At 41.3% G+C, this 26,386-nt stretch carries 19 protein-coding genes; 14 read left to right on the plus strand and 5 right to left on the minus strand.

Annotated features, from left to right (window positions below; all coding sequences use genetic code 11):
- Positions 1 to 481 precede the first annotated feature (481 nt).
- The 4 genes from DP116_RS03640 to DP116_RS03655 all read right to left on the minus strand — a co-directional run bounded on the left by DP116_RS03640 (position 482) and on the right by DP116_RS03655 (position 5,683).
- Positions 482 to 883: a hypothetical protein gene (locus DP116_RS03640; RefSeq protein WP_169153875.1), complete on the minus strand. Its 402-nt coding sequence runs from the start codon at positions 881 to 883 to the stop codon at positions 482 to 484.
- Between the two features lie 132 nt (positions 884 to 1,015).
- A complete protein-coding gene (locus DP116_RS03645) occupies positions 1,016 to 1,285 on the minus strand; it encodes a YciI family protein (RefSeq protein ID WP_169153876.1) in 270 nt (89 codons plus the stop codon).
- A gap of 99 nt (positions 1,286 to 1,384) precedes the next feature.
- The gene (gene pheT / locus DP116_RS03650; protein WP_169153877.1) at positions 1,385 to 3,817 is read right to left on the minus strand and encodes a phenylalanine--tRNA ligase subunit beta; all 2,433 of its coding nucleotides are present in this window, start codon (positions 3,815 to 3,817) and stop codon (positions 1,385 to 1,387) included.
- A gap of 447 nt (positions 3,818 to 4,264) precedes the next feature.
- Complete coding sequence (locus DP116_RS03655; RefSeq protein WP_169153878.1) at positions 4,265 to 5,683, minus strand: response regulator; 1,419 nt, start codon at positions 5,681 to 5,683, stop codon at positions 4,265 to 4,267.
- A 981-nt stretch (positions 5,684 to 6,664) separates the two neighbouring features.
- Between DP116_RS03655 and DP116_RS03660 the strand changes: the two genes are divergently transcribed.
- The 13 genes from DP116_RS03660 (at position 6,665) to DP116_RS03725 (ending at position 23,688) form a co-directional block, all read left to right on the plus strand.
- Complete coding sequence (locus DP116_RS03660; RefSeq protein ID WP_169153879.1) at positions 6,665 to 7,339, plus strand: vWA domain-containing protein; 675 nt, start codon at positions 6,665 to 6,667, stop codon at positions 7,337 to 7,339.
- Between the two features lie 51 nt (positions 7,340 to 7,390).
- On the plus strand, positions 7,391 to 8,173 hold the full coding sequence (locus DP116_RS03665) for a PP2C family serine/threonine-protein phosphatase (protein WP_169153880.1): 783 nt from the start codon (positions 7,391 to 7,393) through the stop codon (positions 8,171 to 8,173).
- Between the two features lie 64 nt (positions 8,174 to 8,237).
- Positions 8,238 to 10,427: a tetratricopeptide repeat protein gene (locus DP116_RS03670; protein ID WP_169153881.1), complete on the plus strand. Its 2,190-nt coding sequence runs from the start codon at positions 8,238 to 8,240 to the stop codon at positions 10,425 to 10,427.
- 445 nt (positions 10,428 to 10,872) lie between these two features.
- Positions 10,873 to 11,646 carry a glucose-1-phosphate cytidylyltransferase gene (gene rfbF / locus DP116_RS03675; RefSeq protein WP_048870003.1) on the plus strand — a complete coding sequence of 258 codons (774 nt, stop codon included), beginning with the start codon at positions 10,873 to 10,875 and terminating at the stop codon, positions 11,644 to 11,646.
- A gap of 99 nt (positions 11,647 to 11,745) precedes the next feature.
- Positions 11,746 to 12,963, plus strand: coding sequence for an L-2-hydroxyglutarate dehydrogenase (gene lhgD, locus DP116_RS03680; protein ID WP_169153882.1), 1,218 nt, complete (start codon positions 11,746 to 11,748; stop codon positions 12,961 to 12,963).
- Between the two features lie 124 nt (positions 12,964 to 13,087).
- On the plus strand, positions 13,088 to 14,029 hold the full coding sequence (locus tag DP116_RS03685; protein ID WP_169153883.1) for a glycosyltransferase family 8 protein: 942 nt from the start codon (positions 13,088 to 13,090) through the stop codon (positions 14,027 to 14,029).
- A gap of 179 nt (positions 14,030 to 14,208) precedes the next feature.
- Positions 14,209 to 15,237: an NAD-dependent epimerase/dehydratase family protein gene (locus tag DP116_RS03690; protein WP_169153884.1), complete on the plus strand. Its 1,029-nt coding sequence runs from the start codon at positions 14,209 to 14,211 to the stop codon at positions 15,235 to 15,237.
- A gap of 380 nt (positions 15,238 to 15,617) precedes the next feature.
- Complete coding sequence (locus DP116_RS03695; RefSeq protein WP_169153901.1) at positions 15,618 to 16,607, plus strand: glycosyltransferase family 2 protein; 990 nt, start codon at positions 15,618 to 15,620, stop codon at positions 16,605 to 16,607.
- Between the two features lie 103 nt (positions 16,608 to 16,710).
- Entirely contained in the window at positions 16,711 to 17,562 is an 852-nt protein-coding gene (locus DP116_RS03700) for a phytanoyl-CoA dioxygenase family protein (RefSeq protein WP_169153885.1), read from the plus strand.
- A 217-nt stretch (positions 17,563 to 17,779) separates the two neighbouring features.
- Positions 17,780 to 18,331, plus strand: a complete 552-nt coding sequence (rfbC, locus tag DP116_RS03705) for a dTDP-4-dehydrorhamnose 3,5-epimerase (RefSeq protein WP_169153886.1) — start codon at positions 17,780 to 17,782, stop codon at positions 18,329 to 18,331.
- A gap of 82 nt (positions 18,332 to 18,413) precedes the next feature.
- A complete protein-coding gene (locus DP116_RS03710) occupies positions 18,414 to 19,724 on the plus strand; it encodes an NAD(P)H-dependent oxidoreductase (protein WP_169153887.1) in 1,311 nt (436 codons plus the stop codon).
- 593 nt (positions 19,725 to 20,317) lie between these two features.
- The gene (locus tag DP116_RS03720) at positions 20,318 to 21,403 is read left to right on the plus strand and encodes a glycosyltransferase (RefSeq protein ID WP_169153888.1); all 1,086 of its coding nucleotides are present in this window, start codon (positions 20,318 to 20,320) and stop codon (positions 21,401 to 21,403) included.
- A 41-nt stretch (positions 21,404 to 21,444) separates the two neighbouring features.
- Positions 21,445 to 23,688: a polysaccharide biosynthesis tyrosine autokinase gene (locus DP116_RS03725; RefSeq protein WP_169153889.1), complete on the plus strand. Its 2,244-nt coding sequence runs from the start codon at positions 21,445 to 21,447 to the stop codon at positions 23,686 to 23,688.
- A gap of 2 nt (positions 23,689 to 23,690) precedes the next feature.
- On the opposite strand, the gene DP116_RS03730 is transcribed toward DP116_RS03725, so the two are convergent.
- Positions 23,691 to 23,969, minus strand: a complete 279-nt coding sequence (locus DP116_RS03730; RefSeq protein ID WP_211173060.1) for a hypothetical protein — start codon at positions 23,967 to 23,969, stop codon at positions 23,691 to 23,693.
- Between the two features lie 1,445 nt (positions 23,970 to 25,414).
- Here DP116_RS03730 and hepC point away from each other — a divergent pair.
- A complete protein-coding gene (hepC, locus tag DP116_RS03735) occupies positions 25,415 to 26,251 on the plus strand; it encodes a heterocyst development glycosyltransferase HepC (protein WP_169153891.1) in 837 nt (278 codons plus the stop codon).
- Positions 26,252 to 26,386: the final 135 nt, after the last annotated feature.

Consider the following 26,386-nt stretch of genomic DNA (forward strand, 5'->3'; position numbering starts at 1 on the left):
TCCGGGTTCGCCAGTCGCCTGCGGAGGGAAACCCTCCCGCAGCGCTGGTCTCACCGCTGTGAACTATCGTCCCTAACTCATTGTCCAGTAATTTACCACTCCTGCGACAAGATGTAGAGGAGGCAGTGGGTTGCGGTGAGGCAGTGTCGTGCAGGGGGTTCCCTTCGTGCATGCAAACCGCCGTGATGTGTGGATTTAGCCCAGTTTCCCCTCGTCTGGGTTTTCATCAGAAAACCCCAATCTCACACTCAAATAAAAGTCAAACAGTCTTGTCGCTTTTTTCAAGAGATACAAGAAAAAGTGCGTTGTCAAAATCGGTTTTGCTTTTTGACTTCCCGTTATTATACAACTTTTAATGGTTATCCTGATAGTTTTTTTGTAACCGATTTTTAATTTTTTAACTATATAATAAGTTCTTCTAACATCAAGACCGCCTCAGTTCAATTCTGAACTGAGGCGGTCTAATTTCGAGACGATATTACTATTTGCTTCTGATTTTATTGATAATTACACCTGTTGCTGCACCTGTTGCTGCACTGCCAAAGGTACCTCTACCACCGTTAGTAATACCATTAGTGGCTGCACCGGCGGCTGCACCTACTGCAGCATCTTGAATGATGCTGCGTTTCTCTCTTTCTCTATGAGTGCCTCTAAGACCATTAGCACCATTGATAGCAGCACCAGTACCAGCACCATTAATGGCGCCCTTTACCACGCTACGTCCTCTAATGAGGCCTGAGACTGCGCCAACACCGGCTCCAATTGCTGTATCCTCAAGGATTTTATCATCAGCAGACGCGGGTCGAGCTGGAATAAAACTAACACCAGTTAAAGTTGCAGCCAATAGGCTGGGCATAAATGCGCGTTTCAAAATTTTGTTCATAGAATCACCTTTTCAACTCATCAACCGACTAGATAAAAGTTGAAGTTGTTCCAGTTTTTACCTTTCCTCTAGTCTAGACAACAAAAAACTTTTTCTCCATGAAAATGCTTTCATGATTACCGTACCTTTTATTCAAAAAGCCTGAATCCACTCTTGGACAGAATATTCAGTCCAGATGCCATTTTGCCAATAAGGATCAGCTTCAACCAACTGGCGTACGATCGCTTCGTCTTCCGCTTCATAAATGCCAAAAACTTTAGTGACATCTGTCGTAGGACCAATAGTAACTAACACACCGGATTCTTTCTGTTTTGCTAGTCCATCTAGATGCGCTTGACGGTAAGGGGCGCGTTTTTCCAGAACGTCTTGGCAGTAACTTCCCCACATGACAAATTTCGGCATAATTTTACGCAATTCCAAATCTAAAAAATCAAAATTCAACAAAACAGGAACAAACAAGAGCAAAAAATTTCTTTAGTTTTCACTCTTGTTTCTTGTGGCTTAACTCCTCAAAGTTACGCCAAATTTCTCCGCTAGGGCTTCGCGGACTTTATTATGTACTGGTTCAACTTCGCTATCGGTGAGGGTGCGATCGCCTGTCCGATAAATCAAGCGAAATGCCAGACTCCGCTGTCCTTGGGGCACGTGTTCTCCGCGATATTCATCAAACAATTCTACAGACTCCAGTAATTCTTTACCTGCTTTGGTGATGACTTTTTCAATTTCGGCAACACTCACCTTAACAGGCGCAAAGAAAGCAATATCTCGGTCTGCGGCTGGATAAGTGGAGTAAGGGCGGAATTGTGGTACTAGGATTTTATCATCGTCCAGAGAATCCAAAAGCACATCTACATCCCACTGGAACACGTAGACTGAATCTGGTAAACCTTTTTCTTGGCGTAGTTGGGGATGCAATTGCCCAAACACACCAAGCCTATTACCTCCTAGCCATAGGGAAGCTGTGCGTCCTGGGTGCAAGCGGGAATCTCTGCAATCAGGTTGATATTCCACCTGCACTTCAAACTGTTTAAACACATTTTCTAAAATACCTTTGGCTTCAAACCAGGTCATAGGTTGCTGGCGATCGCTTCTTGTCCATTTGCTGGAGGAAATATCGCCTCCCATAATCCCAGCAATGGCGTCTGTTTCTTGCAAACCTTCTTCTTGCCAGAAAATTCGTCCAATTTCAAAGCCGTTCAGCGAACCATTACCCTGTTCCAGGTTGTATTGAAATGCATCAATTAATCCCGATATCAAGTCAGTTCGCAACGCCGAATATTCAACAAATAACGGATTTGCCAGGACAATTTGTCTATCTTCCCCAGGTTTTACCAAGGAATAGTGGATTAATTCTGTCAATCCTTCTGCTCGCAATAGTGCTCGTAACTTGCGAAGCAATTCTTGATCAACAGGCAAATAACCTGCTTCTGCCTTGTCTGGCAAGGTGTCATAAAAGCGATCATAGCCGTAGAGACGAGCAATTTCTTCAATTAAGTCTATTTCCCGTTCTAAGTCGCGGTAACGATAGGGAGGTACAGAAACCGTCCACCTGTTATCGGGTATGGAAGTGAGTTGACATCCCAATGCTGTGAGGATGCGTTCAACATCTTGGCTTTGGATTTCTCCTGTTTCCTCACCTAAATCGATCGGTCCGAGAACCTGGTTGACTCGATCCAAGCGTAATTCAATCGAACGCGACCAAGTTGAACGGTCAGGACGAGAATCATTAATTTCTTGATGTATGATCACTCCTCCAGACAGTTCGCGAAAGAGCGATAACGCACGACGAGTTGCGACTTCCAACTCAGCGCGGTTGACTCCTCGTTCGTATCTTCCAGAGGACTCGCTTCTTAAACCGACACTACGGGAAGAACGGCGAATTGCGACTGAATCAAATAGCGCTGCTTCTAAAACGAGGTTTTGAGTTCCATCATGGACTTCGGTTTCTTCACCACCCATAACTCCGGCGATCGCAACAGGTTTATCATTAGCGGTGATCAGCAAATTTTGTGTAGATAGAGTGCGAGTTTGTCCATCCAGAGTTTTGAGAGTTTCCCCTGCGTTGGCGAAGCGGACACCAATCGCGAGATTTTCACCTCCTGCAACAGATTGTAAACGCTTAGCGTCAAAAGCATGCAGCGGCTGTCCCCATTCCAACATCACATAGTTAGTAATATCCACGATATTATTGATGGGTCGCACTCCAGCAGCACGCAAGCGCTGTTGCAGCCACTCAGGTGATGGTGCAATTTTTACCTGGTCAATCACCGTGCCAATGTATGCTGGGCAAGCTTGTGTATCAGCGATTTTTAAATTAAGATTAAACCCACCTTGAGAAATCGAAACTTCACCTACTTGGGGAAGCGTTAGCTTTGCCCCTGTCAAGGCTGTGACTTCCCGCGCGATACCAACCATACATAAAGCATCAGCACGGTTAGCAGTCGCGGTGACATCTAAAATTACATCATCTAAACCTAACAGTGGACGTACATCGCTACCAAGTGCCAAGTTCTCTTGAGGAAAAATATGAATTCCGTCTACATCATTGGGCAAACCCAGTTCCTTGAGGGAACAAATCATCCCCTGTGATGGAACTCCTCGTAGTTTCGCGGGTTTGATTTTTAAATCGATGTTTGGTAAGTAGGTGCCTACAGTTGCTACAGGCACGTAAATATCTGCCCGGACATTGGAAGCACCACAAACGATATTTAAAGTTTCATCCGTACCGATATCGACTTGGCAAACACTTAACTTGTCGGCGTTGGGATGCGGTTGTCGTTCCAGCACTTTCCCCACAACAACGCCTGCAGCCCAAGTGCGGCGATCCTCAATATCTTCTACCTCAAACCCAGCAAGTGTCAGCGTTTCTGCTAGTTCTTCTGGGCTAAGTTTCAACTCCACTAGTTCTTGCAACCATTTGAGTGAGATACGCATAGTCTTGTGTTGCCTTGTCTGAAATCTAAGCTAAATCATAATGCACAGACTATTCTAGAACTATTCCACGAAGTTCCTCACGTCGAGTTGCAGCGAGCAAGATTTCATGAAAATTTTATTATCAGTAATTATCCGGATATGCTATTATAGGTTAGTATCCAAGCTTGATACTAACAGTAAATATTCCAAAACCTATAGAAAAATCATAAAGGGTTGACTATCTTTTTAGAAAGATAAGCCAAAGACATAATTCAAGAAACTTTAGTTAAGCTAAGGCGCGATTATTGAGTCTATAAAAGCAGGCCATTTCAAGTTTCATTCCTGATATGCAGCTGTATCACTTGTTGGACGGTAACTAGACTGTCGTTTTTTGACTATACAAATATGGTGGGCTTCGGTGTCTATTTCTTGCAACTTGGATACAATGCCCGCTTAATCACTAAATCGCTAAGCCAAATACGTAAATACAATTTTGAGTAAATCTGCACGAGTAAAAGGCTTAGTTAAATATCCAGAGGCTCCTACCAATCTTGCTTTGACTCGGTCTACAAGTCCCTTGTTTCCTGTTACCATAATGATGGGAGTTTTTTTGAACATTGAATTATTTCGGACAATTCGGCATAATTCATAACCATCCATCCCATCCATATTTAAATCCAGTAAAATCAGGTCTGGTTTGTACCTAATAATTGACATCACCGCTTTCAGTGGGTCATTGATTGTCACGACAGAAAAATTTTCATCTTCTAAAAAGCGGCTAATTTCTTTAAGGATGGTGGGACTATCATCTACAGAAATAATTTTGTAGACTTTTCGTGGAGTGACAGTATCAGAAGTTCCTGCTTCATGTTTCAGATTGTTGTTATTGGAGATTGTTGATTTCTGAATCTCTTTCTTCTCAGGAGAAACCGGAGTTTGTCGCTGTTGAGTCGCGACATGACTCGCAGAAATAGCAGAGTTATCCGAATATGTGGTGCGAGTTGACCCTACTTCTGAATCAACCAGTTTAGTATGAGTTGATCCCGTAACAGAACGAGAAGCTTGTATAAAATCTGTAAATGTCTTTGGTAATTTATCAAAGGGTGGATCTGGTTCATGCAATAGTATAGTGCCATTTAAAATATGAGGGTATAATGTTTTAGCTAGTTGAACTTCGTCTTGATTCATAATCACTGACAAATGTCGCAAACTAAAACCCTTCATCCACTCAGTTAACTGAGGCTCAATCCCTGATAAATTCTTTTGATGATCTGTGGTTTTCATTAACAAATATGGACGTTGATAGGGAGAAGAAATGTGGGGTCCCAATGAATGCCAATTCTGCAACTTTTGTTGGCAACGTTCCGCAATTTTTTCGACATCAAGCTTGCAAATAGTTGGAACTCGATAATCAGAATCTTTTAATGTAAAAGTCGCTTGTTTGGTTAAAAAATATGATTCCAGCACTTCTTTTACCAATTCTTGGATCAAGACTGCTGCTTGTGTAGAATGTAAATACCGTTCGCTCACTAACCAGCAGATAGCTTGATATTCAGGAGGTATTGGGGGAGGAATCAATTCCTCTGGATTATCACTGTGATGAACGACTGGTTGAGTGTTGGTGTCTGGTTCAAACATTAAACGTAATTGAACACGAACCTCACCAACGATGCTAGGAACATGATGGCTTAGGCGACGCAAATGACGTTCCAAGCGATCAAAAGGTTCAACTGAATGGGTAGCATATGTTATTTTTCCCTGCTCTAGATATATTGACCAGGAAATAGAACTGCTAAGCACTTGTAAACAAGTACTCTCAGAACAATTAGATAAATGTCTCAATAAGCTGAGAGGACGTAGTTTGGTAAATGTGCCAAAATTATTCATTTCTCTAAAGATTTTCTGTAAAAAAAGACCGATTGTTTAAATTTTCGAGTGATCGGTAATAATGGTATCTCTCTAACTTTGAGATTTCTTTATACAGAAATTTTCTCTGAATTTGGGTTTTATACATATATTACAAGCTTGAAAGGGATATTATAGCTAGTCTGTTACATTTTTTCGTAACATAACTAACAAAGGAGATTTTTCAACTTTTTTAAACAAAAAAGAACTTGCACTCCTCACCAACTCATGCGAGTGGGTGGGGAGTGAGGTGTCAGCTTCCCGACCAAATCTTTGAAAAAGTGGTTCCCAGTCAGTGGTAGCTCACAGGGGTCTTTTTAGAGTCAAGTTAGTCAACGAGCAATCGTGGGGCTTGACAAATAACCGAATCAAGGCTCACCTGACTTCAGACAAGATACATCCCAATCTCCCACTTATTGCATTCTGAGTTGTAGTTGCTGAATTTTGCATTCTCGTTCAATGTTAATTAGTTGAGCATTGGTACTAGAGGTGTTGTGATATGAGCCTTAAACTCGTGCGCTCTTAACCGCTAGCAACATAATTAAGAAACACCATCCCCCTGTTCAGAGTTAAGGCAAGAGAGTTAAGCGTGTTTCGTAAGGAATGATTTGATAAACTTTAATGAGTTATTTTCATCTAATATCCTACCTTTCTACATCGAATCTTTAAATTTCTATGTCAGCAAAGGTACTGACATATTGTATCGTATACGTATTACGTATAAAACTCGTTTTGATTGCAAAGAAGGTCATGCTGACTATTTGTTGGCTCAGCTTTACTCCAATCTGTCTCAAATAAAATTCCACAAAAAAATTGTCATGAATTTAGCAGCGGAATTTGGTTAAATAAATAGTAAACTGTTTGAACTCAAATAAATTGGATATGGTTTTATTGGTGCTATAAACTATATACTTTGAGGAAAAGGAAAGCTAAGCTTTGGACTTTAACATAACACAAAAAGTTATGCGGGATACATTAAAACTTGATGAAGTAGTGGAGTTTGCTGAAAATCCAGAACCTCGTTGTCCTTGTGTGCTTCTTCTAGATACATCTGGCTCAATGCAAGGTGTAGCATTAGATTCATTAAATCAGGGTTTACAGAGTTTCAAAGAAGAATTAATAAAAAATTCCCTAGCGGCAAGGAGGGTTGAAGTAGCAGTAGTTACTTTTGATAGTCATGTCAACGTAGTACAGGACTTTGTGACTGCTGACCAATTCAGTCCGCCGATGCTGACAGCACAGGGACTGACGAGTATGGGTGCTGGAATTCATAAAACCTTGGACATGATTCAAGAACGAAAAGCTCAATATCGTGCCAATGGTATTGCTTACTATCGTCCTTGGGTATTCATGATTACTGATGGTGAGCCACAAGGCGAGTTTGAAGATGTTGTAGAGCAAGCCACAAGGCGACTACAAGAAGATGAGGTGAGGAAGCGTGTGGCATTTTTCACTGTTGGAGTGGACAATGCGAATATGGCGCGCTTAACTCAAATAGCTGTACGTACACCCTTAAAACTCCAAGGACTCAATTTTGTTGAAATGTTTGTTTGGCTATCAGCCAGTATGTCAGCTGTTTCTCATTCCAAAGTAGACGAACAAGTGGCACTACCACCTATTGGTTGGGGTTCTGTTTAGTACAAGATGTGACAGAATGCTCAAACAAGAGCAGTAACTAAAAGATCATCTATGAACACTTCTAAACAAAGACCTCATTGGCGGGTAGTAGCTGCATCGGTATGTGGAACAAGTCATTTGAAGAACAAACAATTGTGTCAGGATGCTCACCATTGGCAAATTTTGCCAGATAATATCTTAGTTGTTGCGGCAGCAGATGGAGCAGGTAGTGCAAGCATGGGTAAGGTGGGAGCAATGATTGCTGTGGAAACAGCGATAGAAAACATATCTATCAAAAAATTCTCTCGACGAACACTAGTCGATGATAGTGCTGTGCGCTCACTTTTGACCGAGGCAATAATTGCTGCCAAGAAAGCGGTCGAGGAAGAGGCTGTCGCTTGCCAGAAGCAGTCATTGGATTTAGCAAGTACGCTGATTATTGCGTTAGCAACACCAGAATTTGTGGCAGTGGCACAAATCGGGGATGGTGTGGCAGTGGTAAGAGATTTTCAGGATAACCTCATTGCCCTGACCATACCTGACAGTGGTGAATATATCAACGAGACAGTTTTTTTGACCTCACCGACAGCCCTAGATGCTGTGCAACTGAGATTATGGCGTCAGGCAGTAGCCAATGTTGGTGTCCTCACAGATGGACTACAAATGCTTGCCATGAATATGGCTGTGGGAGTTCCTCATAAACCATTCTTTCTTCCACTATTTGACTTCGCAGCTAATGCTGATGACAAAACAGTGGCAAAAGAGCAGTTAGTGAGGTTTTTGCGTTCCGAGCGAATTACGCAACGTACAGATGATGACTTGACACTAATAATTGCTGCTTTAAGTGATTTATAAACTATGTCGCGAATTCGTTTGTCTGGAAGTGTATAAACTCATAGAGTATCTATAAAAATATATCATGCAGGTACTACGTTGTCTTCCCAACCAACAAATCAGTAATGTCAGCCTGACCGTAAGTTTAGGACGAGGCGGTGAGGCATGCATATACACAGTACCAACAGATGCTGGTTTAGTGGCCAAGGTTTACCACAAACCAACACCTGCCCAAGCTCGCAAACTGGAGGTCATGCTTGCCCACCCGCCGGACAACCCAACCGCCAGCTTGGGGCATATTTCCATAGCTTGGCCGATTGAATTGTTGCGATCGTCGAACGGAGCCCGTGAGGTGATAGGGTTTTTGATGCCGCGCATTCAAGGAATGCGTCCAATCATCGACTTTTACAATCCCAGAACTCGCCGCCAGCACTGTCCTTTATTCAACTATCAGTACTTAATTCGCACTGCTCGCAATCTCGCTTCAGCTTTTGCTGCGTTACACGAGCGTGGATACTGTGTCGGCGATGTGAACGAGTCCAATATCCTCGTCAGTGACATGGCATTGGTGACAATAGTAGACACCGATTCATTCCAAGTAAAAGACCCAGAAAATGGAGTTATTTACCGCTGTCATGTTGGGAAAGCAGAATTTACCCCACCAGAACTTCACAACAAAACCTTTGCTCAGTGCGATCGCAATTCTACTCATGACTTGTTTGGGTTAGGGGTAGTGATATTTCAATTGTTAATGGAAGGGACACACCCATTTTCTGGGATTTATCAAGGAGCAGGTGAACCTCCACCATATGAAGCACGTATTGTTAGTGGACATTTTACCTACAGTCAAAAGCGTCGCGTACCCTACGTTCCAACACCCATCGCACCTCCTTGGGATATTCTTCCTCCGGGTTTACAGGAACTGTTTATACGTTGTTTTGAGGATGGTCACAACAACCCGCAGATACGCCCCAATGCTCAAACTTGGCTCACAGCACTCGCCGATGCTGAAAACTCGCTCATCAGCTGCACTGTTAACCCCCAGCATCGCTATAGCAACCACTTGGACAAATGTCCTTGGTGCGAACGTACATTGCGATTGGGTGGACGTGATCCATTCCCATCTTTAAAGGCGATCGCAAACAAAGAACATTTACAACCGCGAGTACAAAAGAAAAAACGCCAAACTCAAGTTCCTCGTACACCCCAACCAACCATTCCATTCAACACTCATTATCGTAGTTCAGGCTTTTCCCAAAAAATTCCTTACTATAAACCTCAGAAAAAGCAGAATTTCTACCCTGTTGTTTTCTGCTTGCTTGGTCTCGTTGGTGCTTTGGGGTATTTGGATTTAATGGTTAAATTCACAAATCGCCCCTTTATTGCTCAAAATTCTTACGCTCAGCAAAATTTGATTTCTTTGCAACAGAATCAAAGTCACAAAAATCAAAATTTTGCTGATTACTACAAGCAAGGTCATGCTTCATACAAAGTGAAAGATTATCAACAAGCCATTGAAAGTTTCACTCAAGCAATACAAAAAGATCCAAAATACGCAAAAGCTTATGTAAATCGTGGAAATGCACACTATAACCTCAAAGAGTATGAAGCAGCACTTGCAGACTACAATCAAGCAATTGGCATCAATTCCACGGAAGTAAAAGCGTATGTCAATCGAGGAAATTCCCGCTATATGCTTGCCGAATATAGCACTGATCCAGACAAAGAATATAATCTAGCAATTGCAGACTATAACAATGCCCTGCGTCTTAATCCGAATGAAGTAGAAGCATACATCAGACGAGGTGTTGTTCGCTCACAAATGGCTAAATATAGTGGCGATTCTCAACAGGAATATAAAAAAGCAATTGCTGACTTCAACCAAGCACTAAGCCTGAATTCATCAAAAGCCGAAGCCTTTTTTCAGCGAGGTTTGGTACGTTATCAAGTAGCCCAATATAGCAGTGATTTTGAGCAAGAATATAAACACGCAATCGCGGACTTTAATCAGGCATTGAGTATCAATCCCAAACTGTCAAAAGTCTATTTAAAACGAGGTGTTGTCCGCTACGAACTTGCACAATATGGAGGTGGCAAATCTAGTCAGTATCATCAGCAAGCAGTTGATGATTTGCAGAAGGCTGCCAAAATATCTTTGGAACAAGAAGATATGGAGAATTACCAACAAGCATTAAGCAGCATCTGTGTTGTCGTCGAAAACAAATGCGATACTTTTTTGCAAACCACGACGAATACATCCCCAAAAAGCAACTAAGTACGGCGCTACCTCACCAAAGTTCTGATCTGAGGAAACCTCGGTTCAGACTTGTTTCAAAGTATGCTCTATGCCTATGGCTATTCCCCTGAGTTTTGCGGAGGGTTGCGCCAACAAAGCTGTTTATACTATTGATTATTTTTTGTGTTCTGAATGATGTAACAAGTTATTTATTACTCTTATGAAAGAGTAGGACTCGGTTATTTTATCTGGTGTTATCTTGCGTTTTTTAAAAACTTCTTAAGTGCTCTTATCTGTAGATTTCAGATATTTATAAAGCTTTTTCATTTTTTCATACTTAAGATAGGTTTATTTATATTGTCTTCATACTTAAGTGTAAATTTACGGCTAAATTATATACTGAGAAAATTAAAAAACAACTTTTTCTCTACTTAGCCCATGAAAAGTTGATGACTCATCTACCTAAAAACCTAGAGATAAGCTTATGAAAGCAGTGATTTTGGCTGGAGGTCTTGGTACACGTATAAGTGAAGAAACGAGCATCAAACCTAAGCCTATGGTGGAAATTGGTGGTAAGCCTATATTATGGCATATTATGAAAATTTATTCCACCTACGGCATTAATGAATTTATTATCTGCTGTGGTTACAAAGGCTACGTCATTAAGGAGTATTTTGCGAACTACTTCCTACATATGTCAGACGTAACCTTTGATATGCGATTTAACCAGATGAACGTGCATGCAGGTAAGGCAGAACCCTGGCGTGTCACCTTAGTAGATACAGGTGACAACACAATGACGGGTGGACGGTTGAAGCGAGTCAGAGAGCATATTGGTAATGAAACTTTTTGCTTCACCTACGGTGATGGTGTCAGTAATGTCAATGTTGAGGAGTTAATTAATTTTCACAAAAAACAAAATAATTTAGCAACAATGACAGCAGTTCAACCACCAGGACGCTTTGGTGCTATTGTTTTAGGACAAGAACAAACAAAAATCACTAGTTTTCGGGAAAAGCCAGAAGGAGATGGGGCCTGGATTAATGGTGGTTATTTTGTGTTAGAGCCAGAAGTCATCAATTTCATTAATGATGATTCCACTGTTTGGGAGCAGACACCATTAGAAAAGCTGGCAGAAATGGAACAGCTATCTGCTTACAAGCATAATGGCTTTTGGCAACCAATGGATACTTTACGAGATAAAAATTATCTCGAAGACTTGTGGAAGAATAATAAGGCTCCTTGGAAGGTATGGTGAGATAAAAGAAAGAGGTACATTCATTCTTCACTCATCGTTATTGATTTTTTACTTTTCATTCTTGATTCATATTTCTAGATTCCGGGAGCTAGAGTACTCATGTATGACTTCGCGATTATAGGTGGTGGAATTGTTGGTCTTTCCACCGCTATGGCTTTAGGTAAACGCTATCCCAATGCTCGTATTCTAGTTTTAGAAAAAGAGAGCAATTGGGCTTTTCACCAAACAGGTAATAATAGTGGCGTCATTCATTCTGGTATTTACTACAAGCCGGGTAGTTTCAAAGCTAAATTTTGCCGTGACGGTTGTCGTTCAATGGTGGAATTTTGCCAAGAACATGGAATTGAGCATGAAGTTTGCGGTAAGGTCATAGTTGCTACTGATGAAACAGAGTTACCTCGCCTAGAAAATCTTTACACGCGAGGTTTGGAAAATGGCATAGACGTTAAGAGAATGACTCCAGAGGAAGTCAAAGAAGTTGAACCTCATGTGAGTAGCGTTGGAGGAGTTCTAGTTTCTTCAACTGGTATTGCAAATTACAAGCAAGTTTGCCATAAATATGCTGAAATCATTAAACAGCAGGGAGGAGAACTGCGTCTCAATACCAAGGTTGAAAAAATAGTTATCAGTGGAAAACATCAGGTATTAGAAACAAACCGTGGTCCTTTTGAAACTCGCTTTGTGATCAATTGTGCTGGATTACATAGCGATCGCGTTGCCAAAATGGGCAAAACTGATCCGAAAGCAAAAATTGTTCCTTTCCGGGGAGAGTATTACGAACTCACACCAGAAAAACGCTATTTGGTCAAAGGCTTAATTTACCCAGTTCCCAATCCAGACTTTCCTTTCTTGGGTGTCCATTTTACGCGCATGATTGACAAGAGCGTACATGCTGGACCAAATGCAGTCTTGAGTCTTAAGCGCGAAGGCTATAACAAAACAGACTTTGACTTGCGTGATTTTGCAGAAGTCATGACTTATCCTGGTTTTTGGAAACTCGCAGCCAAACACGCTGACGAAGGAATCCAAGAAATTATTCGCTCCTTTAGTAAAGCAGCTTTCACTAGAAGTTTGCAAAAACTCATTCCCGAAGTTCAACAAGAAGATTTAGTTCCCACTCACGCGGGTGTTCGCGCCCAAGCACTGATGAATGATGGCAAACTGGTGGATGACTTTTTGATTGTTCAAGGTCAAAACTCCGTCCATGTTTGTAATGCCCATTCACCAGCAGCAACATCTTCCATAGAAATTGGCAAAGCAATTGTTGACAAAATTCCCCAACAGCCACATCTCAAAGCTGTAGTCACTCAACTCTAAAATATTTTGTTTGCCTGTGCTTGCTTAAGTTAATAGTGTTAAGAAAAAGCACAGGCATTGTGGCATTTGTCAATTTGCGAGAACATCTAATTTAAGGTTGTAATTAGTTGTCAGGGGAAAACTAATGTTCCTTAACTCAGATGTTCAGCCAATCGTTCTTGTGTGCGCTGCTGATAATAACTATGCCATGCCACTCACTGTCACAGTTCGTTCAGCAGTTGCCAATCTGAAAAAGAATCATCAGATAGCGTTATATGTTCTTGATGGAGGTATTACCGAAGCGAACAAACGCAGAATTAGTAAATCTTTTAACAAAGAACAGGTCAGTATTTCATGGATACAGCCAGATAATGCAGTCTTTGAAAACTTAGTCTTGACCAGACATTTAACACTGACTTGCTATTATCGGCTTCTGATTACCGAATATTTACCAAAAGAGTTTCACAAAGCCATTTACTTAGACACCGACATGGTAGTGACGGGAGATTTGGCAGAGTTATGGGCGATTGACATGGGAGATAACTATGCATTAGCAGTTCAAGACGATGTTGAATTGTACGTAGGAATGTCTGAAGGTTTAAAAAACTACCGTGAGGTGGGGATTAGTCCGGATGAGAAATATTTCAACTCCGGACTTTTAGTGATAAATCTTGACAAGTGGCGATCAGAGGATATTGGCAAAAAAGTCCTTGAATACATCAAACAAAATAGAGAATACGTACGCAATGATCAGGATGGATTAAACGCAGTTCTTGCTGGGAAATGGGGAGAACTTCACCCAAAATGGAATCAAATGCCCAAAATACATGAATATTCATCCTGGAAAGACAGCCCCTTCACGGAGGATATTTATAACGAACTGCAGCACAACCCTTGCATCATTCACTTTACGAACTCTCCCAAACCCTGGTATGCAGGATTGCGAGAAGAATGTAAACATCCTAAAAAACATTTGTTCTTCCAATATCTTGACATGACAGACTGGTCAGGATGGCGAGACACCATTTGGAGACGCTTTTGGAGAAAATTTATGAAAGTAACATCGTTGACTACTTCAAAACTTTAAACATGCTGTGTTACGGTGCATAACATATACACAAAAGGTGAGTAAAGGCAAGAATTTCTGTAGTCATGAATCCATGATGATGAAAGTGCCTAAACCATCCTACAGAGAATGATGCACCGTACTTCACCAAGGTAATTTGTTTACCACATGAAATTAAACTTGAATAGGAATCAAAAACAATGAGAATTCTAGTCACTGGTACTGAAGGTTATCTTGGTAGTTTATTACCTCCGTTGTTAATTGAACGGGGACATGAAGTTATCGGAGTAGATACTGGTTATTACAAAGTAGGTTGGTTGTACAACGGTACTGAGATAACAGCCAAAACTCTCAATAAAGATATTCGCCACATCACCCCGGAGGATGTGCAAGGTGTTGATGCGATCGTTCACATGGCTGATCTATCAAATGATCCCACTGGACAACTTGCACCGCATATCACTTACGAAATTAATCATAAAGGCTCAGTTCGTCTTGCCAAATTGGCAAAAGAAGCTGGTGTGCGTCGCTTTGTGTATATGTCCTCATGTAGTGTCTATGGTGTTGCTACTGAAGGTGATGTCACAGAAGAATCTCCTGTCAATCCCCAAACCGCCTATGCAGAATGTAAGACAATGGTAGAGCGAGATGTCAAGCCACTAGCAGATGATGACTTCTCTCCTACCTTTATGCGGAACGCCACTGCTTTTGGTGCTTCCCCCAGAATGCGCTTTGATATTGTTTTGAACAATTTGGCAGGTTTGGCATGGACAACCAAAGAAATTAAGATGACTAGTGATGGTACGCCTTGGCGTCCATTAGTTCACGCACTGGATATTTGCAAAGCAATTGTTTGCGCAGTGGAAGCACCTCGTGATATTGTACATAACCAAGTTTTTAACGTGGGAGATACAGCAAATAATTATCGAGTCAAAGAAGTTGCCGAAATTGTTGCTCAAGTTTTCCCAGATTGTAAATTGAGCTTTGGCACTCAAGGTGCAGACAATCGCAGTTATCGCGTCTCTTTTGAAAAAATTAATACCGTTCTACCCGGCTTTAAGTGTGATTGGAATGCTCAACGAGGAGCACAACAGTTGTATGATTTGTTCTCGCAAATTGATATGACTGAAGAAGTTTTCTTATCTAGAGGCTTCACTCGCTTAAAGCAATTAGAATATCTCATCCGTACACAACAAATTGACAAAGATTTCTTCTGGAGTCAGAAGTAATTATCTTGAATTGATAAGCAAAAAAAGTGATTTCAATAATTACGAATTAAAAAAAAATGATTCGGAATTGTTGAAATCATCAATGTATCATAGTATGGTAATGAAATAAGGCAAAAAAATAAGATATTCAAATGAATTAAATAGAAAATAAATATGTATGTTTTAAAACTTTAACTGTTTTTGTGAGGAGTTTTGAGAAGCTAAGATTAGCTGTTATAGCAGTAGTATGATTATCATACCTGATTTCTGTATATTCCTGAAGCCTTAAGTCTTCTTCTCATTTTTATTCCTTCGCTTATTCAAATCAAAAGTCATAATAACATATGCAAAATCCACAACAACTCAATCCACATGAAACACAACCTGATGTACAGTCCACCATGAATAAACTACTCACTATCGCTATTCCGACTTACAACCGCGCCCAACTACTTGATAAGCAACTAGCATGGGTTGCTCAAGCGATCATTGGTTTGGAATCTGAATGTGAAATTTTTGTTTCAGATAATTGTTCAACTGATAATACTCAAGAGGTGATTAAAAAGTGGCAAACAAATCTCAGCCACATCACATTTAAATCTAGCCGAAATGCAGAAAATATTGGTGTCATGCGGAATATCATTCATTGCTTAAAGTCCGCAACGACCAAATATGTTTGGACAATTGGTGATGATGATCCCATTCAGGATAGAGCAGTTGCTTATGTCATCAACAAACTCAAAAAATATGAAGATTTATCATTATTGTTCCTTAACTTTTCTGGTCGTAATCAAAAAACTGGGGAACCTGTACACCCACCCACAATAGTAGGTAACCGTTGGTTTGATGTTGATAGTGAAGATGGAAGCGGTGACCCAAAAGCTATCTTTGAACATTGTTTTTCAAAAAGTGTTGGCGCAGTCATCTTTCTCACGGCTTCGATCTATCGTACTGACTTAGTACAACGCGCTCTTCAAATTTGGTCAGAAGCTGAGAATAACTGGATATCATTAGCATACTTGGCTGGGTATTGCGCTGCTAATGGCAGGATAATTGTTACTAAAGATATCTATATGGAATGTATTGTTGGTGTGAGTTATTGGCAAAAAGATCCACAATCGGCACTATTAATGCAATACAAGCACTTACCGGAAGTTGTCACGAAATTGGAGGAAAACGGATACTCTAGACAATTTTACCGTAGGATGATGTTCCAGAGTTTCAAAGAAGCTAATTTGAAAGTTTTCTTAGGTGCTTTGAGAAGATGGCCTATGTTCACTATTAAAACAATAGTTCCCTTTTTGACTTTAGTCGGTCTGTCTGTTTTTGACGCAGTTCCTACTAAAGAATTCAAAATGGCACAAACAACGGAACCATTCACTCAAAATTGACGAAAATAAGACTTGTGAGCCAGCGCGGTCTTGGGGGTTTCCCCCATGAGCGACTGGCGAACCCCGAAGGGGTAATCAATCAATTGAACAAGGTAGTTATTCTATGTTTAACAGTACTATCAACAAAATATCTCAGTTGACATCTGAGTTAGGTTACAGAGCAGCACTCCTAAACCATGCAAGGAAATTGCCTGCTTTGGAAGAAAGCGATCGCGTGATTGTCGATACCCTCAAACGCGATGGAGTTTATGTGACAACACTCGAAAAGTTGGGACTTGGCTCTACATCTGCTCTTCTCAAAGCATCTTACAATCAACTATCTAGAATGACAGATGCAAGCAATAGCCACCTCACAAAAAGACTGCCGCAAATTTACACCGTTACAGATTTACCAGAATTTTCTCAGTGGGGACGGGAACAAAAGCTACTTAATATCATCGAGAATTACATCGGTCTTCCTGTTGCCTTTCAGGGCGTACATTTACGTAAAGATTTTCCGAACGAAGATCAGTTTGGCACACTGTTATGGCATAAAGACTCAGAAGACCGTCGGATGCTCAAAATGATCATTTATTTGTCCGATGTAGAACAAAAACACGGTCCTTTTGAATATGTTCCGGTCTCTTTGACTTCTTTATACAGTCTCAATTATTACCGGATTTACTACAAGCTTTGGCAGTCAGGTTACTTAGGAATCACTGATGAACAGCTTAAGGAAGTCATCCCAGAAGACAAGTGGAAATCATGTCCAGGTCCAGCAGGTACTGTGATTTTTACAGATCCAAAAGTCGCTTTACACCACGGAACACTACGGACAGAAGAAAGACCAGCACTATTTTTTACTTACACTGCAAACCCACCGAAGAGACCAGAACTTTGCACCCAGTACTGGGATGATACTTTTGCAAAACCAGAGTCCTATCAAGAAGCTGATTCTGTGACAGCTCTAAGATAGTGCGATTCTTCAGTTGAAGAATTTCTTTGTGTTTTAGTTTCCCTTGAAGCCCTTTTGGTGAGCAGTTGTCTGTCTTCGGGTTACCCTCGGTGCATAACGATCGCTGCTTGACCCCTACACCTCTACAGGGCTTCAAAAAAAAGTTGCAAAAAACACGAAGAAAAATCCGAAATGACCCAGTGCCACTGTGTAGTTAAGATTTCAAGCGAGGTTACCCATGATTTTTGTAGAAACTGAACTGAAAGACGCGTACATCATTGAGCTAGAACAAAAGCAGGATCATCGTGGTTTCTTTGCCCGTACTTTCTGCGCTCAAGAATTTGAGGCACATGGTTTAAAGCCAACAGTTGCCCAATGCAATCTATCTTTTAACTACAAAAAAGGGACGCTGCGGGGCATGCATTATCAAACTCTACCAGCAGCAGAAACAAAATTAGTCCGGTGTACCCAAGGCGCTATCTATGACGTCATTATTGATATGCGTCCTGAGTCTCCAACTTACCTTCAATATATCGGTGTGGAATTAACTGCGGAAAATCATCGCGCCTTATATGTTCCAGAAATGTTCGCTCACGGCTATCAAACACTAACAGACTCTGCTGAGGTCGCGTATCAGGTAGGAGAGTTTTACACAGCTGGATATGAGCGGGGGTTGCGCTACGATGATCCATTTTTCAATATTCAATGGCCATTGGAAGTAACTGACATTTCTGAAAAAGATAAAAATTGGCCTTTGATGAAAATGATGAGCGTTGGAGGGAATGTTTAGTTGTTAGTGGTGATCGAAAAAACGACTAATTAACAATCAACAACTAAGCAATTCGCAAATATTATTCATAGGAGATTAACCAATGATTATCGTAGATCGCGCCTTACAAGCTCGTGCTGAAGCAGGTAACCCCATCAAGGTTGGGATGATTGGTGCTGGGTTTATGGGACGGGGAATTGCCAATCAGATTAAAAATTCCGTTCCTGGTATGGAGTTGGTTGCTATCTCCAACCGAAGTGTTGATGCAGCTAAGCGAGCATATTCGGAAGCAGGTATTGAAGATAGCAAAGTCGTTTCTACCGTCACCGAATTAGAAGAGGCGATCGCCCGCAATCAATACGCAGTCACTGAAGATCCAATGTTACTGTGTCGCGCCGAGGGGATCGATGCTCTGATTGAAGTGACAGGCGCAGTAGAATTTGGCGCTCATGTTGTGATGGAGGCGATCGCCCATCACAAGCACATCATTATGATGAACGCCGAATTAGATGGTACCATCGGTTCTATTCTCAAAGTTTACGCTGACAAAGCAGGAGTTATCCTCACCGCTTGTGATGGGGATCAGCCAGGAGTGCAAATGAATCTCTACCGCTTCGTCAAGAGTATCGGCTTAACTCCACTGTTGTGTGGTAACATCAAAGGTTTACAAGATCCCTATCGCAATCCAACAACACAGGAAGCATTTGCTAAGCGTTGGGGTCAAAAAGCTCATATGGTCACCAGCTTTGCCGATGGAACAAAGATATCCTTTGAGCAAGCAATAGTTGCTAACGCCACAGGTATGACAGTTGCCAAGCGGGGAATGCTGGGATACGACTTTAACGGTCATGTCGATGAAATGACCAAAATGTACGATGTCGAACAACTCAAAGAACTGGGCGGTATCGTTGATTACGTCGTTGGTGCAAAACCAGGTCCAGGGGTCTTTGTCTTTGGAACCCACGACGATCCCAAACAACGTCACTACCTCAACTTATACAAGTTAGGTGAAGGTCCGCTTTACAGCTTTTACACTCCTTATCACCTCTGTCACTTTGAGGTACCATTGTCTGTTGCTCGCGCTGTCCTTTTCCAAGATTACGTCTTAAGTCCTTTAGGTGGTCCTCTGGTAGATGTGATCACCACTGCCAAAATCGACCTCAAGGCTGGAGAAACCTTGGATGGCATTGGCTACTACATGACATATGGGCAATGTGAAAATTCCAACATCGTTCAAGAGCAAAACCTCTTACCAATCGGTCTTGCAGAAGGATGTCGCCTGAAGCGAGATATTCCAAAAGACCAAGTCCTGACCTACGACGATGTAGAACTCCCTGAAGGTAGACTGTGCGACAAACTGCGAGCTGAGCAAAACGCTTATTTCACCAAATCCAAAACTTTAGCAGCAGTTTAGGTAATTTCGTTAACCGAAGTTAACTCATACTTAAGTTATGGTGTTGACTTCGGTAGCAAAAATAGCATACGTTGGGTAGTAAAGAATCTCTAGTCTTAAGCAAAACTTATGCATTAGTATTAGAAGCTTTTGCCCAAATGTCTGATTTCCATTTAACTATTTGTGGATCGATTAGTCAAGAAGAAGATTTTGTGAAAGCTTTTTATAAGGAACTTTATCAGAGTTATTGCAATACCCTATTTGGATCTTCTGGTATAACCTGTTGCCATTTAAGTTCTTTTTGCAATACTTAGCTCACGATCACCGACTGTGTATCAGTTCTGTTCATCAACAAAAAAAGCTATTAGCCAATAAAAATCTCAAGTTCTCAATTTACCCAATGGGTTACTCATTTCTTTCTTTCTTCTCTCCTTACGAAATATTTATTAAAAATTAACACTTCTTAATCACGTTTTAGTATCTTGAGAACAAGTAGGGGCTTGAATCAGATTTGCATTTAGAGTCTGTGAACTGTTAACTGTCGGTGCAGTATTCGGAGCAAACCTATCACCACTTGTAGATAGTTGTATGGAGTCAATACATTAAGGATTCATATGAAAATTGCCTTGGTGCATGATTATTTAACCCAGAAAGGAGGGGCAGAGCGCGTTTTCGAGTTACTCTGTAAGCGCTACCCCCAAGCAGATGTTTTTACTTCCTTATACGACCCCGAAAAAACCATTGACATTGGTGAGCGCATTGTCAACACAACCTTCCTGCAAAATATTCCAGGAGCAGCGAAGTATTTTAGGTTGATGGCTCCCTTATATTTTCCAGCCTTTCGCGCCTTAGATTTGCAAGACTACGACCTTATTATCAGCAGTAGCACAAGCTTTGCCAAAGCAGTGCGAAAGAACCAAAAGAGCCGCCATATTTGCTTTTGTCATAACATTACCCGTTTTTTGTGGGACACAGAAACTTATTTACGTGAGTACGGAGATTATCGATATTTTGCTCCATTAATCGACCAAGTTTTTGAAATGATGAGAAAGGTAGACCTTGCCTATGCACAGGAACCTGACCTTTACATTGCTAACTCCAGTATTGTAGCTCGTCGGATTAAAAGTACTTACGGCAAAGAAGCCATTGTTATTAACTATCCGATTGACACCAGTAAATTTGTTTTTTCAGATACAAAAGAAGAATTTTATCTTGCCTCGGCTCGGATGATCAGCTACAAGCGTCTTGATATAATAGTCGAAGCTTTTAACTGGCTGGGATGGCGGTTGCTGATATCAGGAAATGGTCCAGAAAGGGAGAGGTTAAAGTCTAAAGCATTATCCAATATTGAGTTTTTAGGACACGTAACTGATATACAACGCACTCAGTTGTTTTCTAAAGCAAAGTCTGTTATAGTTGCAGCCCTAGAAGATTATGGTTTAGTTCCAGTAGAGGCCAATGCTAGTGGAACACCTGTCATCGCTTTTGGAGCGGGTGGGGTATTAGATACTCAAATACCTGGTAAAACAGGAGTCTTTTTTCAGAAACAAACACCCGAATCACTCAATCGTGCACTACTAGAAGCCAGGGAAATCTATTGGGATTACAACAACATCCGTAATCATGCAGTGGCAAACTTTTCCGAGGAAGCTTTCTTTAACAAAGTTGAGCAAGTTATTGAGCAAGCTTGTACTGTGTAAATACATTATTCATTTAATTTGTTAGCTGAGGGATAGTAAAAGTGGTTCAGAGCAGTCTTAGTCCATACGGAAATCCAGTTACTGAGTCAGAACCGGGTTACGGACAACTATTTGCGGTTTTAATACGGAGATTTCCTTGGTTTTTGGCAGCATTTGTGGCTTCTGTTGCCGTTGCAGGTGTGATGACAAAAAAAACAGCTCCTACCTATAGAAGCTCAATGCAGCTGTTGGTAGAACCTAACTATCAAGGAAAGAAAGAAGGTGGTGGTGTAGACAGTCAGTTTACCGAACCTACTGTTCAGGTAGACGCTGCAACCCAACTGAGCTTGATGCAAAGTTCTCCTCTGCTTAAAAAAGCAGTTACTGAACTCAAGTCCAAATATCCAGACATGACCGTAGGTCAGTTAAAAAGTTCTTTGGTTTTAAGTCAAATTAAAAACAAAGACGATAATGTTGCTACTAAAATATTTCAGGTGCAATATACTGAGAAAGACCCAGTAAAAACACATAAGGCTCTGCAAGCAATTCAGAAAGTTTATTTAGCTTACAACATTCAGCAGCAGAATGAGCGTTTAAAAAAAGGGCTTAAAGTTATTAGACAACAGTTAGACGAAGCAAGAAATGATGTCAAGAAGGCTGATGGTGAGTTACGAGACTTTCGCACAGGGAAGAATATTACAGGGAAGAATCTTATAGATCCAGAGACACAGGCAAAAGCTACACAAGACGAATTGACCAGGATTGTGCAAGAGCGTGGCACAGCTCGTTCTCTGTATAAAGAAGCTGAAGCTACGTACAAAAATATACAAAAGCAACTTCAAAGTACACCACAGAATGCCCTTGTCGAAGCTCGTCTGAGTCAGTCTACTCGTTATCAAGGACTACTGAACGAAATTCAAAAAACAGAACTGGCTCTAGCACAAGAACGCTTGCGCTTTACAGAGGAAGCTCCAAGTGTGCAGAAATTGGCAGGTCAACTTCAAAGTCAAAAGGCACTATTGCAGGAAGAGCAAAGACGAACCTTAGGGGCAGAGTCTGCTCAAGCAATTAGCCAAGCACCGTCTCTCCTACAACAAGGACAGAAGAGCGCAATTGACCTCAACCTTGCTGCGAAGTTAGTGGACACACAAACAACAATGCTGTCTTTAAGCGCAAAAGACGAAGTTCTGGCGAAGAAAGAGCAAGAACTACGTGAGCAACTCACAAAATTTCCCAAGTTGTTAGCTGAGTACGGTCGCCTACAGCCGCAAGTACAACTGAGCCGGGAAAGATTGCAGGAACTTTTGAAAGCAGAACAGCGATTACGGCAAGAAATTGCCAAGGGAGGATTTAACTGGGAAATCGTGGAAGAACCCCAAGAAGGTATACGCCAGGGTCCCAACGAACAGCAGAATCTAATGTTAGGTGCAGTGGTTGGGTTGATGTTAGGAGGTATTGCTGCGTTTGTCCGTGAAGCGGCTGATGATTCAGTTCACACCACAGCTGAGTTGGAGAGGCAGGTTGCTTTACCGATATTGGGAACAACTCCCAAGTTACCACCTGCTAAAACCAGAGAATCAGTTATCAAGTTACCATTTGGTAAGCCAGATGTCCCTGCCCCTTGGACAATTCAGGTATTGCAATCTTCACCGCGTTGGGAATCGCTAGATCTGATTTATAAAAACATTGAACTTTTGAACTCTGTTGCTTCGTTCAAATCTTTGATGATTACCTCAGCTTTATCAGATGACGGTAAGTCAGGTCTGGCATTGGGCTTAGCAATGAGCGCAGCTCGTTTACATAAACGGGTACTGCTGATTGATGCCAACCTACGTGAACCCAGCCTGCACAAACAGCTAAATCTTCCTAACGAACAGGGGCTTTCAACTCTATTAGCAAGTGAGGTCACAATACCTAATCAGATTAGTATCCAATCCTCAGGCTCATCCTATATCGACATTTTGACCGCAGGACCAACACCTGCTGATCCAGCTAATCTGCTAAGTTCCCCTCGGATGCAGCAATTAATGGCAACATTTGAGAATAACTATGATTTGGTACTTGTAGATTCAACCCCAGTTCTTGGCTTAGTTGATGCGATGCTTACGGCCTCATCTTGTCGTGGCGTGGTTATGGTAGCTAGCATAGGTAGAGTGACTCGAACTCAACTCACACAAGCTACAGCCATGTTGAGCCGGTTAAACTTACTTGGAGTTGTGGCAAATGGGGTCTCAAACTCTAGTAGTACATTTGTGCCATATACACATCAACAACGATTTGCACTGCAACAAGCTGTAGAGAAATAAAACTACGCCACAGCTTGGTGCAAGGCGCACACTGCCTGAATATGCCTGGCTTGACTAACGAGAACGAACGCACAACCAAAAATATAAATAAAGCGGCACATGCTACCTAGAAAAGCATATGCCGTATTTTTTCTTAGTAGCGGCAGGAGTTTAACCCTCCTACTCCTCGTCACACCGATGGTATGAAGAGGTTTCTTAGAAAGCTGTGGGCTTTCTGCTTCAATTTTTTTGAGAATTTCCGGCGTCTTTAGACGCGGAGATTCTTGGGCTTCAGTTGCCATTAAGTAGACCGACTGGAAAAAAAACCGAGCCAGCACGCCACTTACGTCTGTCGAGAAAGGTCAATGCAGTGGTGGGTCTAATATTTAACTAGTTTTGTCCCAAAATCTCTCGTACAGGTAGTCAAGTCCCAGAGAGTACAGGACTTGCGCTGGCTTGGCTTTTTTCTGTCTATGTGTTTAGTCACTTTTGGTATAAGTAGCTCAACTTAATTATCTGTTTTTGTTCGCGCAGCGTCTCCGTATCTCCTCTGGAGGCGCCCTCGTTGCAAAGCGACACGCTGAATGCAGCGGAAGGTTTTTCCGTAAGCGCAAAGCGTGCCACTAGGCATACGCGAGTGCGTGTCCAAAGGACATAGGTTGCTGGATCTTTACACAGGTTTTACCCAACCCGACAGTAATTGTGGTTAAAATAGTCAAATTCTCATTTTCTCTTCCCACAACAACAGCACGCTTGGAGTGCATTGTGGCAGCGCAAGTTACCAACTGTCTCGTGCCTTCTTTGACGTAAGTAATTAAGCAGATTTGGTATTAATTAAAAGACAAAATGTTAATTGTTTATTGTGTATTATGATATTTAAAGGCAGAGTATATAACTATCTTTTCCCAAAGAGCACAATCAAAGTCTATCGTACATCAAACTACTTACGGACAAGAGAAATAATTTTGTCTTAATACGTCTTGTTCTATTGATAAAATAAAAGTTAATAAATCATATATGCTCCTTTTACTCATAATAAGTTTATTAGAGAAGATATCAAAAGATTTGGGCGAATATAATTCCCTACTAGACAAATGAACTCCGTCCGCGCGGAAAGCAAGAAAAATCATGACTTTCAATGCCGTACATGCGGCTTTTGAGTGTATCGGGACGAATAGAATTCGCTCCGTAAAGTAAAAAATCAGGCTTGAAGAGATATTTTATTAGAAGTATTGGAACTCAAATTTATATCAGCGTATAATTTGAGTGCTTTGCACTCAAATTTTTGAGTTTGTGTCTTTTGATTAGTTGTGATAGCTATGCTTTTTTTTAACAAGATTTCAAATTACGTACGGTGACAAGGAAGGGTCTTATTTCGTAATTACACAAGCTATCTTATTCATAAGAACTTAATAATTATCGGAAAAACGTCCTTGCTCTTTAAAGACTAAATAAAGATCTCTATATGTAGCGGTTCGTCTTATATGCTAGATATTAAATCCCCCTAAAAAACACAAGAGTGAAGTTTCTGAGATTATCTGAAAACTACTATTGTTGTATGATATACATTTCTGGTAAAGAATAATTAACCAAGATGTGCAATTGTTAATAGGGATAATTGTGTTATCTTTTTGCACTCGATTACTCCATGTTTTGGAGTAAAGAGCAAGATCCATCTAGGACTCTTTGGCAATAGCCGCCTTAAATATTAGGTCAGCAATCTACTATAGTATGAGCGAAGATACATATGACAACCTCAATAATACCAACATTACAGAGTAACTATACAGTGAAGCAGCAGCAACAAGATAATCCCTCTCAATACTGCGCACTTCGATGGTGTCTGGGTCAGTTGCTGGTCATCCCTCCTGGAGGGATAACACAACCCTATATGCCTTCACTGGATAGAAAAGAATTGTTAGTGGAGTGTCTGAAGCGTTCTCCTGCAAATTTGGTACGCATAGATCCAAGACTTGGTGAAACAAGGTTAAGATTTTGGGCAGATGCGTGCGCTCAAGCCAACAAGCCCATATTCCTGCGCATACCCTCGATTGATAAACAGCCGAAACTACTAGACTCAACATTGTGGTGGTTAAAGCGTTTTACTGACTGGCTCACTGCCTTGATTTTTCTGCTTGCTATAAGTCCAATCATGTTAGGGTTGGTTTTGTTAATGCGCATTTCCTCCCCAGAACCGAGACTACTTTTTTCTTGCCAATGGCATGTTGGAGAACGAGGAAAAGTGTTCAAGGTTTTCAAGTTTCGCACAACTACAGCCAGCAAAAAAGCAATGGGAGATAAGGGTATCACATATCCAGAGGATTTGTGCGATGGAGAAGATAGTCAGAATCTGACAAAACTAGGACGATGGATGCGTAAGTACGGACTGGATCATCTGCCGCAGTTATTGAATGTACTACGTGGTGAAATGAGTTTGACTGGACCTCGTTGCTGGACTTTGGAAGATGCAGTACGACTCAGCCCAGAAGCACAACGACAGCTCAACAGATTACCAGGAATGATGAGGTCATGGGAGATTGAAGCAGAGTCGAACCTTTTACATCTGGATAGTTCAACTCTGTGATTTGTTGTTCGTTACCTCATGGCTTGAACACCCTTGAGGTCTTTCACCAACTATAAGTATTGGTTCCACCCTTGGAAAGTGACTTTCGCTCTGTTTATTACGACAAAACAACTACTGGAACTTACAGTAGTAAGT

The sequence above is a fragment of the Brasilonema bromeliae SPC951 genome (assembly GCF_012912135.1).
Taxonomy (GTDB): Bacteria; Cyanobacteriota; Cyanobacteriia; order Cyanobacteriales; family Nostocaceae; genus Brasilonema; species Brasilonema bromeliae.

Bases quoted from the DNA above. Each gene is read 5' to 3' on its own strand.
- DP116_RS03640 (WP_169153875.1), bottom strand. From the start codon at position 883: ATGAACAAAATTTTGAAACGCGCATTTATGCCCAGCCTATTGGCTGCA.
- DP116_RS03645 (WP_169153876.1), bottom strand. From the start codon at position 1,285: ATGCCGAAATTTGTCATGTGGGGAAGTTACTGCCAAGACGTTCTGGAA.
- pheT (WP_169153877.1), bottom strand. From the start codon at position 3,817: ATGCGTATCTCACTCAAATGGTTGCAAGAACTAGTGGAGTTGAAACTT.
- DP116_RS03655 (WP_169153878.1), bottom strand. From the start codon at position 5,683: ATGAATAATTTTGGCACATTTACCAAACTACGTCCTCTCAGCTTATTG.
- DP116_RS03660 (WP_169153879.1), top strand. From the start codon at position 6,665: ATGCGGGATACATTAAAACTTGATGAAGTAGTGGAGTTTGCTGAAAAT.
- DP116_RS03665 (WP_169153880.1), top strand. From the start codon at position 7,391: ATGAACACTTCTAAACAAAGACCTCATTGGCGGGTAGTAGCTGCATCG.
- DP116_RS03670 (WP_169153881.1), top strand. From the start codon at position 8,238: ATGCAGGTACTACGTTGTCTTCCCAACCAACAAATCAGTAATGTCAGC.
- rfbF (WP_048870003.1), top strand. From the start codon at position 10,873: ATGAAAGCAGTGATTTTGGCTGGAGGTCTTGGTACACGTATAAGTGAA.
- lhgD (WP_169153882.1), top strand. From the start codon at position 11,746: ATGTATGACTTCGCGATTATAGGTGGTGGAATTGTTGGTCTTTCCACC.
- DP116_RS03685 (WP_169153883.1), top strand. From the start codon at position 13,088: ATGTTCCTTAACTCAGATGTTCAGCCAATCGTTCTTGTGTGCGCTGCT.
- DP116_RS03690 (WP_169153884.1), top strand. From the start codon at position 14,209: ATGAGAATTCTAGTCACTGGTACTGAAGGTTATCTTGGTAGTTTATTA.
- DP116_RS03695 (WP_169153901.1), top strand. From the start codon at position 15,618: ATGAATAAACTACTCACTATCGCTATTCCGACTTACAACCGCGCCCAA.
- DP116_RS03700 (WP_169153885.1), top strand. From the start codon at position 16,711: ATGTTTAACAGTACTATCAACAAAATATCTCAGTTGACATCTGAGTTA.
- rfbC (WP_169153886.1), top strand. From the start codon at position 17,780: ATGATTTTTGTAGAAACTGAACTGAAAGACGCGTACATCATTGAGCTA.
- DP116_RS03710 (WP_169153887.1), top strand. From the start codon at position 18,414: ATGATTATCGTAGATCGCGCCTTACAAGCTCGTGCTGAAGCAGGTAAC.
- DP116_RS03720 (WP_169153888.1), top strand. From the start codon at position 20,318: ATGAAAATTGCCTTGGTGCATGATTATTTAACCCAGAAAGGAGGGGCA.
- DP116_RS03730 (WP_211173060.1), bottom strand. From the start codon at position 23,969: ATGGCAACTGAAGCCCAAGAATCTCCGCGTCTAAAGACGCCGGAAATT.
- hepC (WP_169153891.1), top strand. From the start codon at position 25,415: ATGACAACCTCAATAATACCAACATTACAGAGTAACTATACAGTGAAG.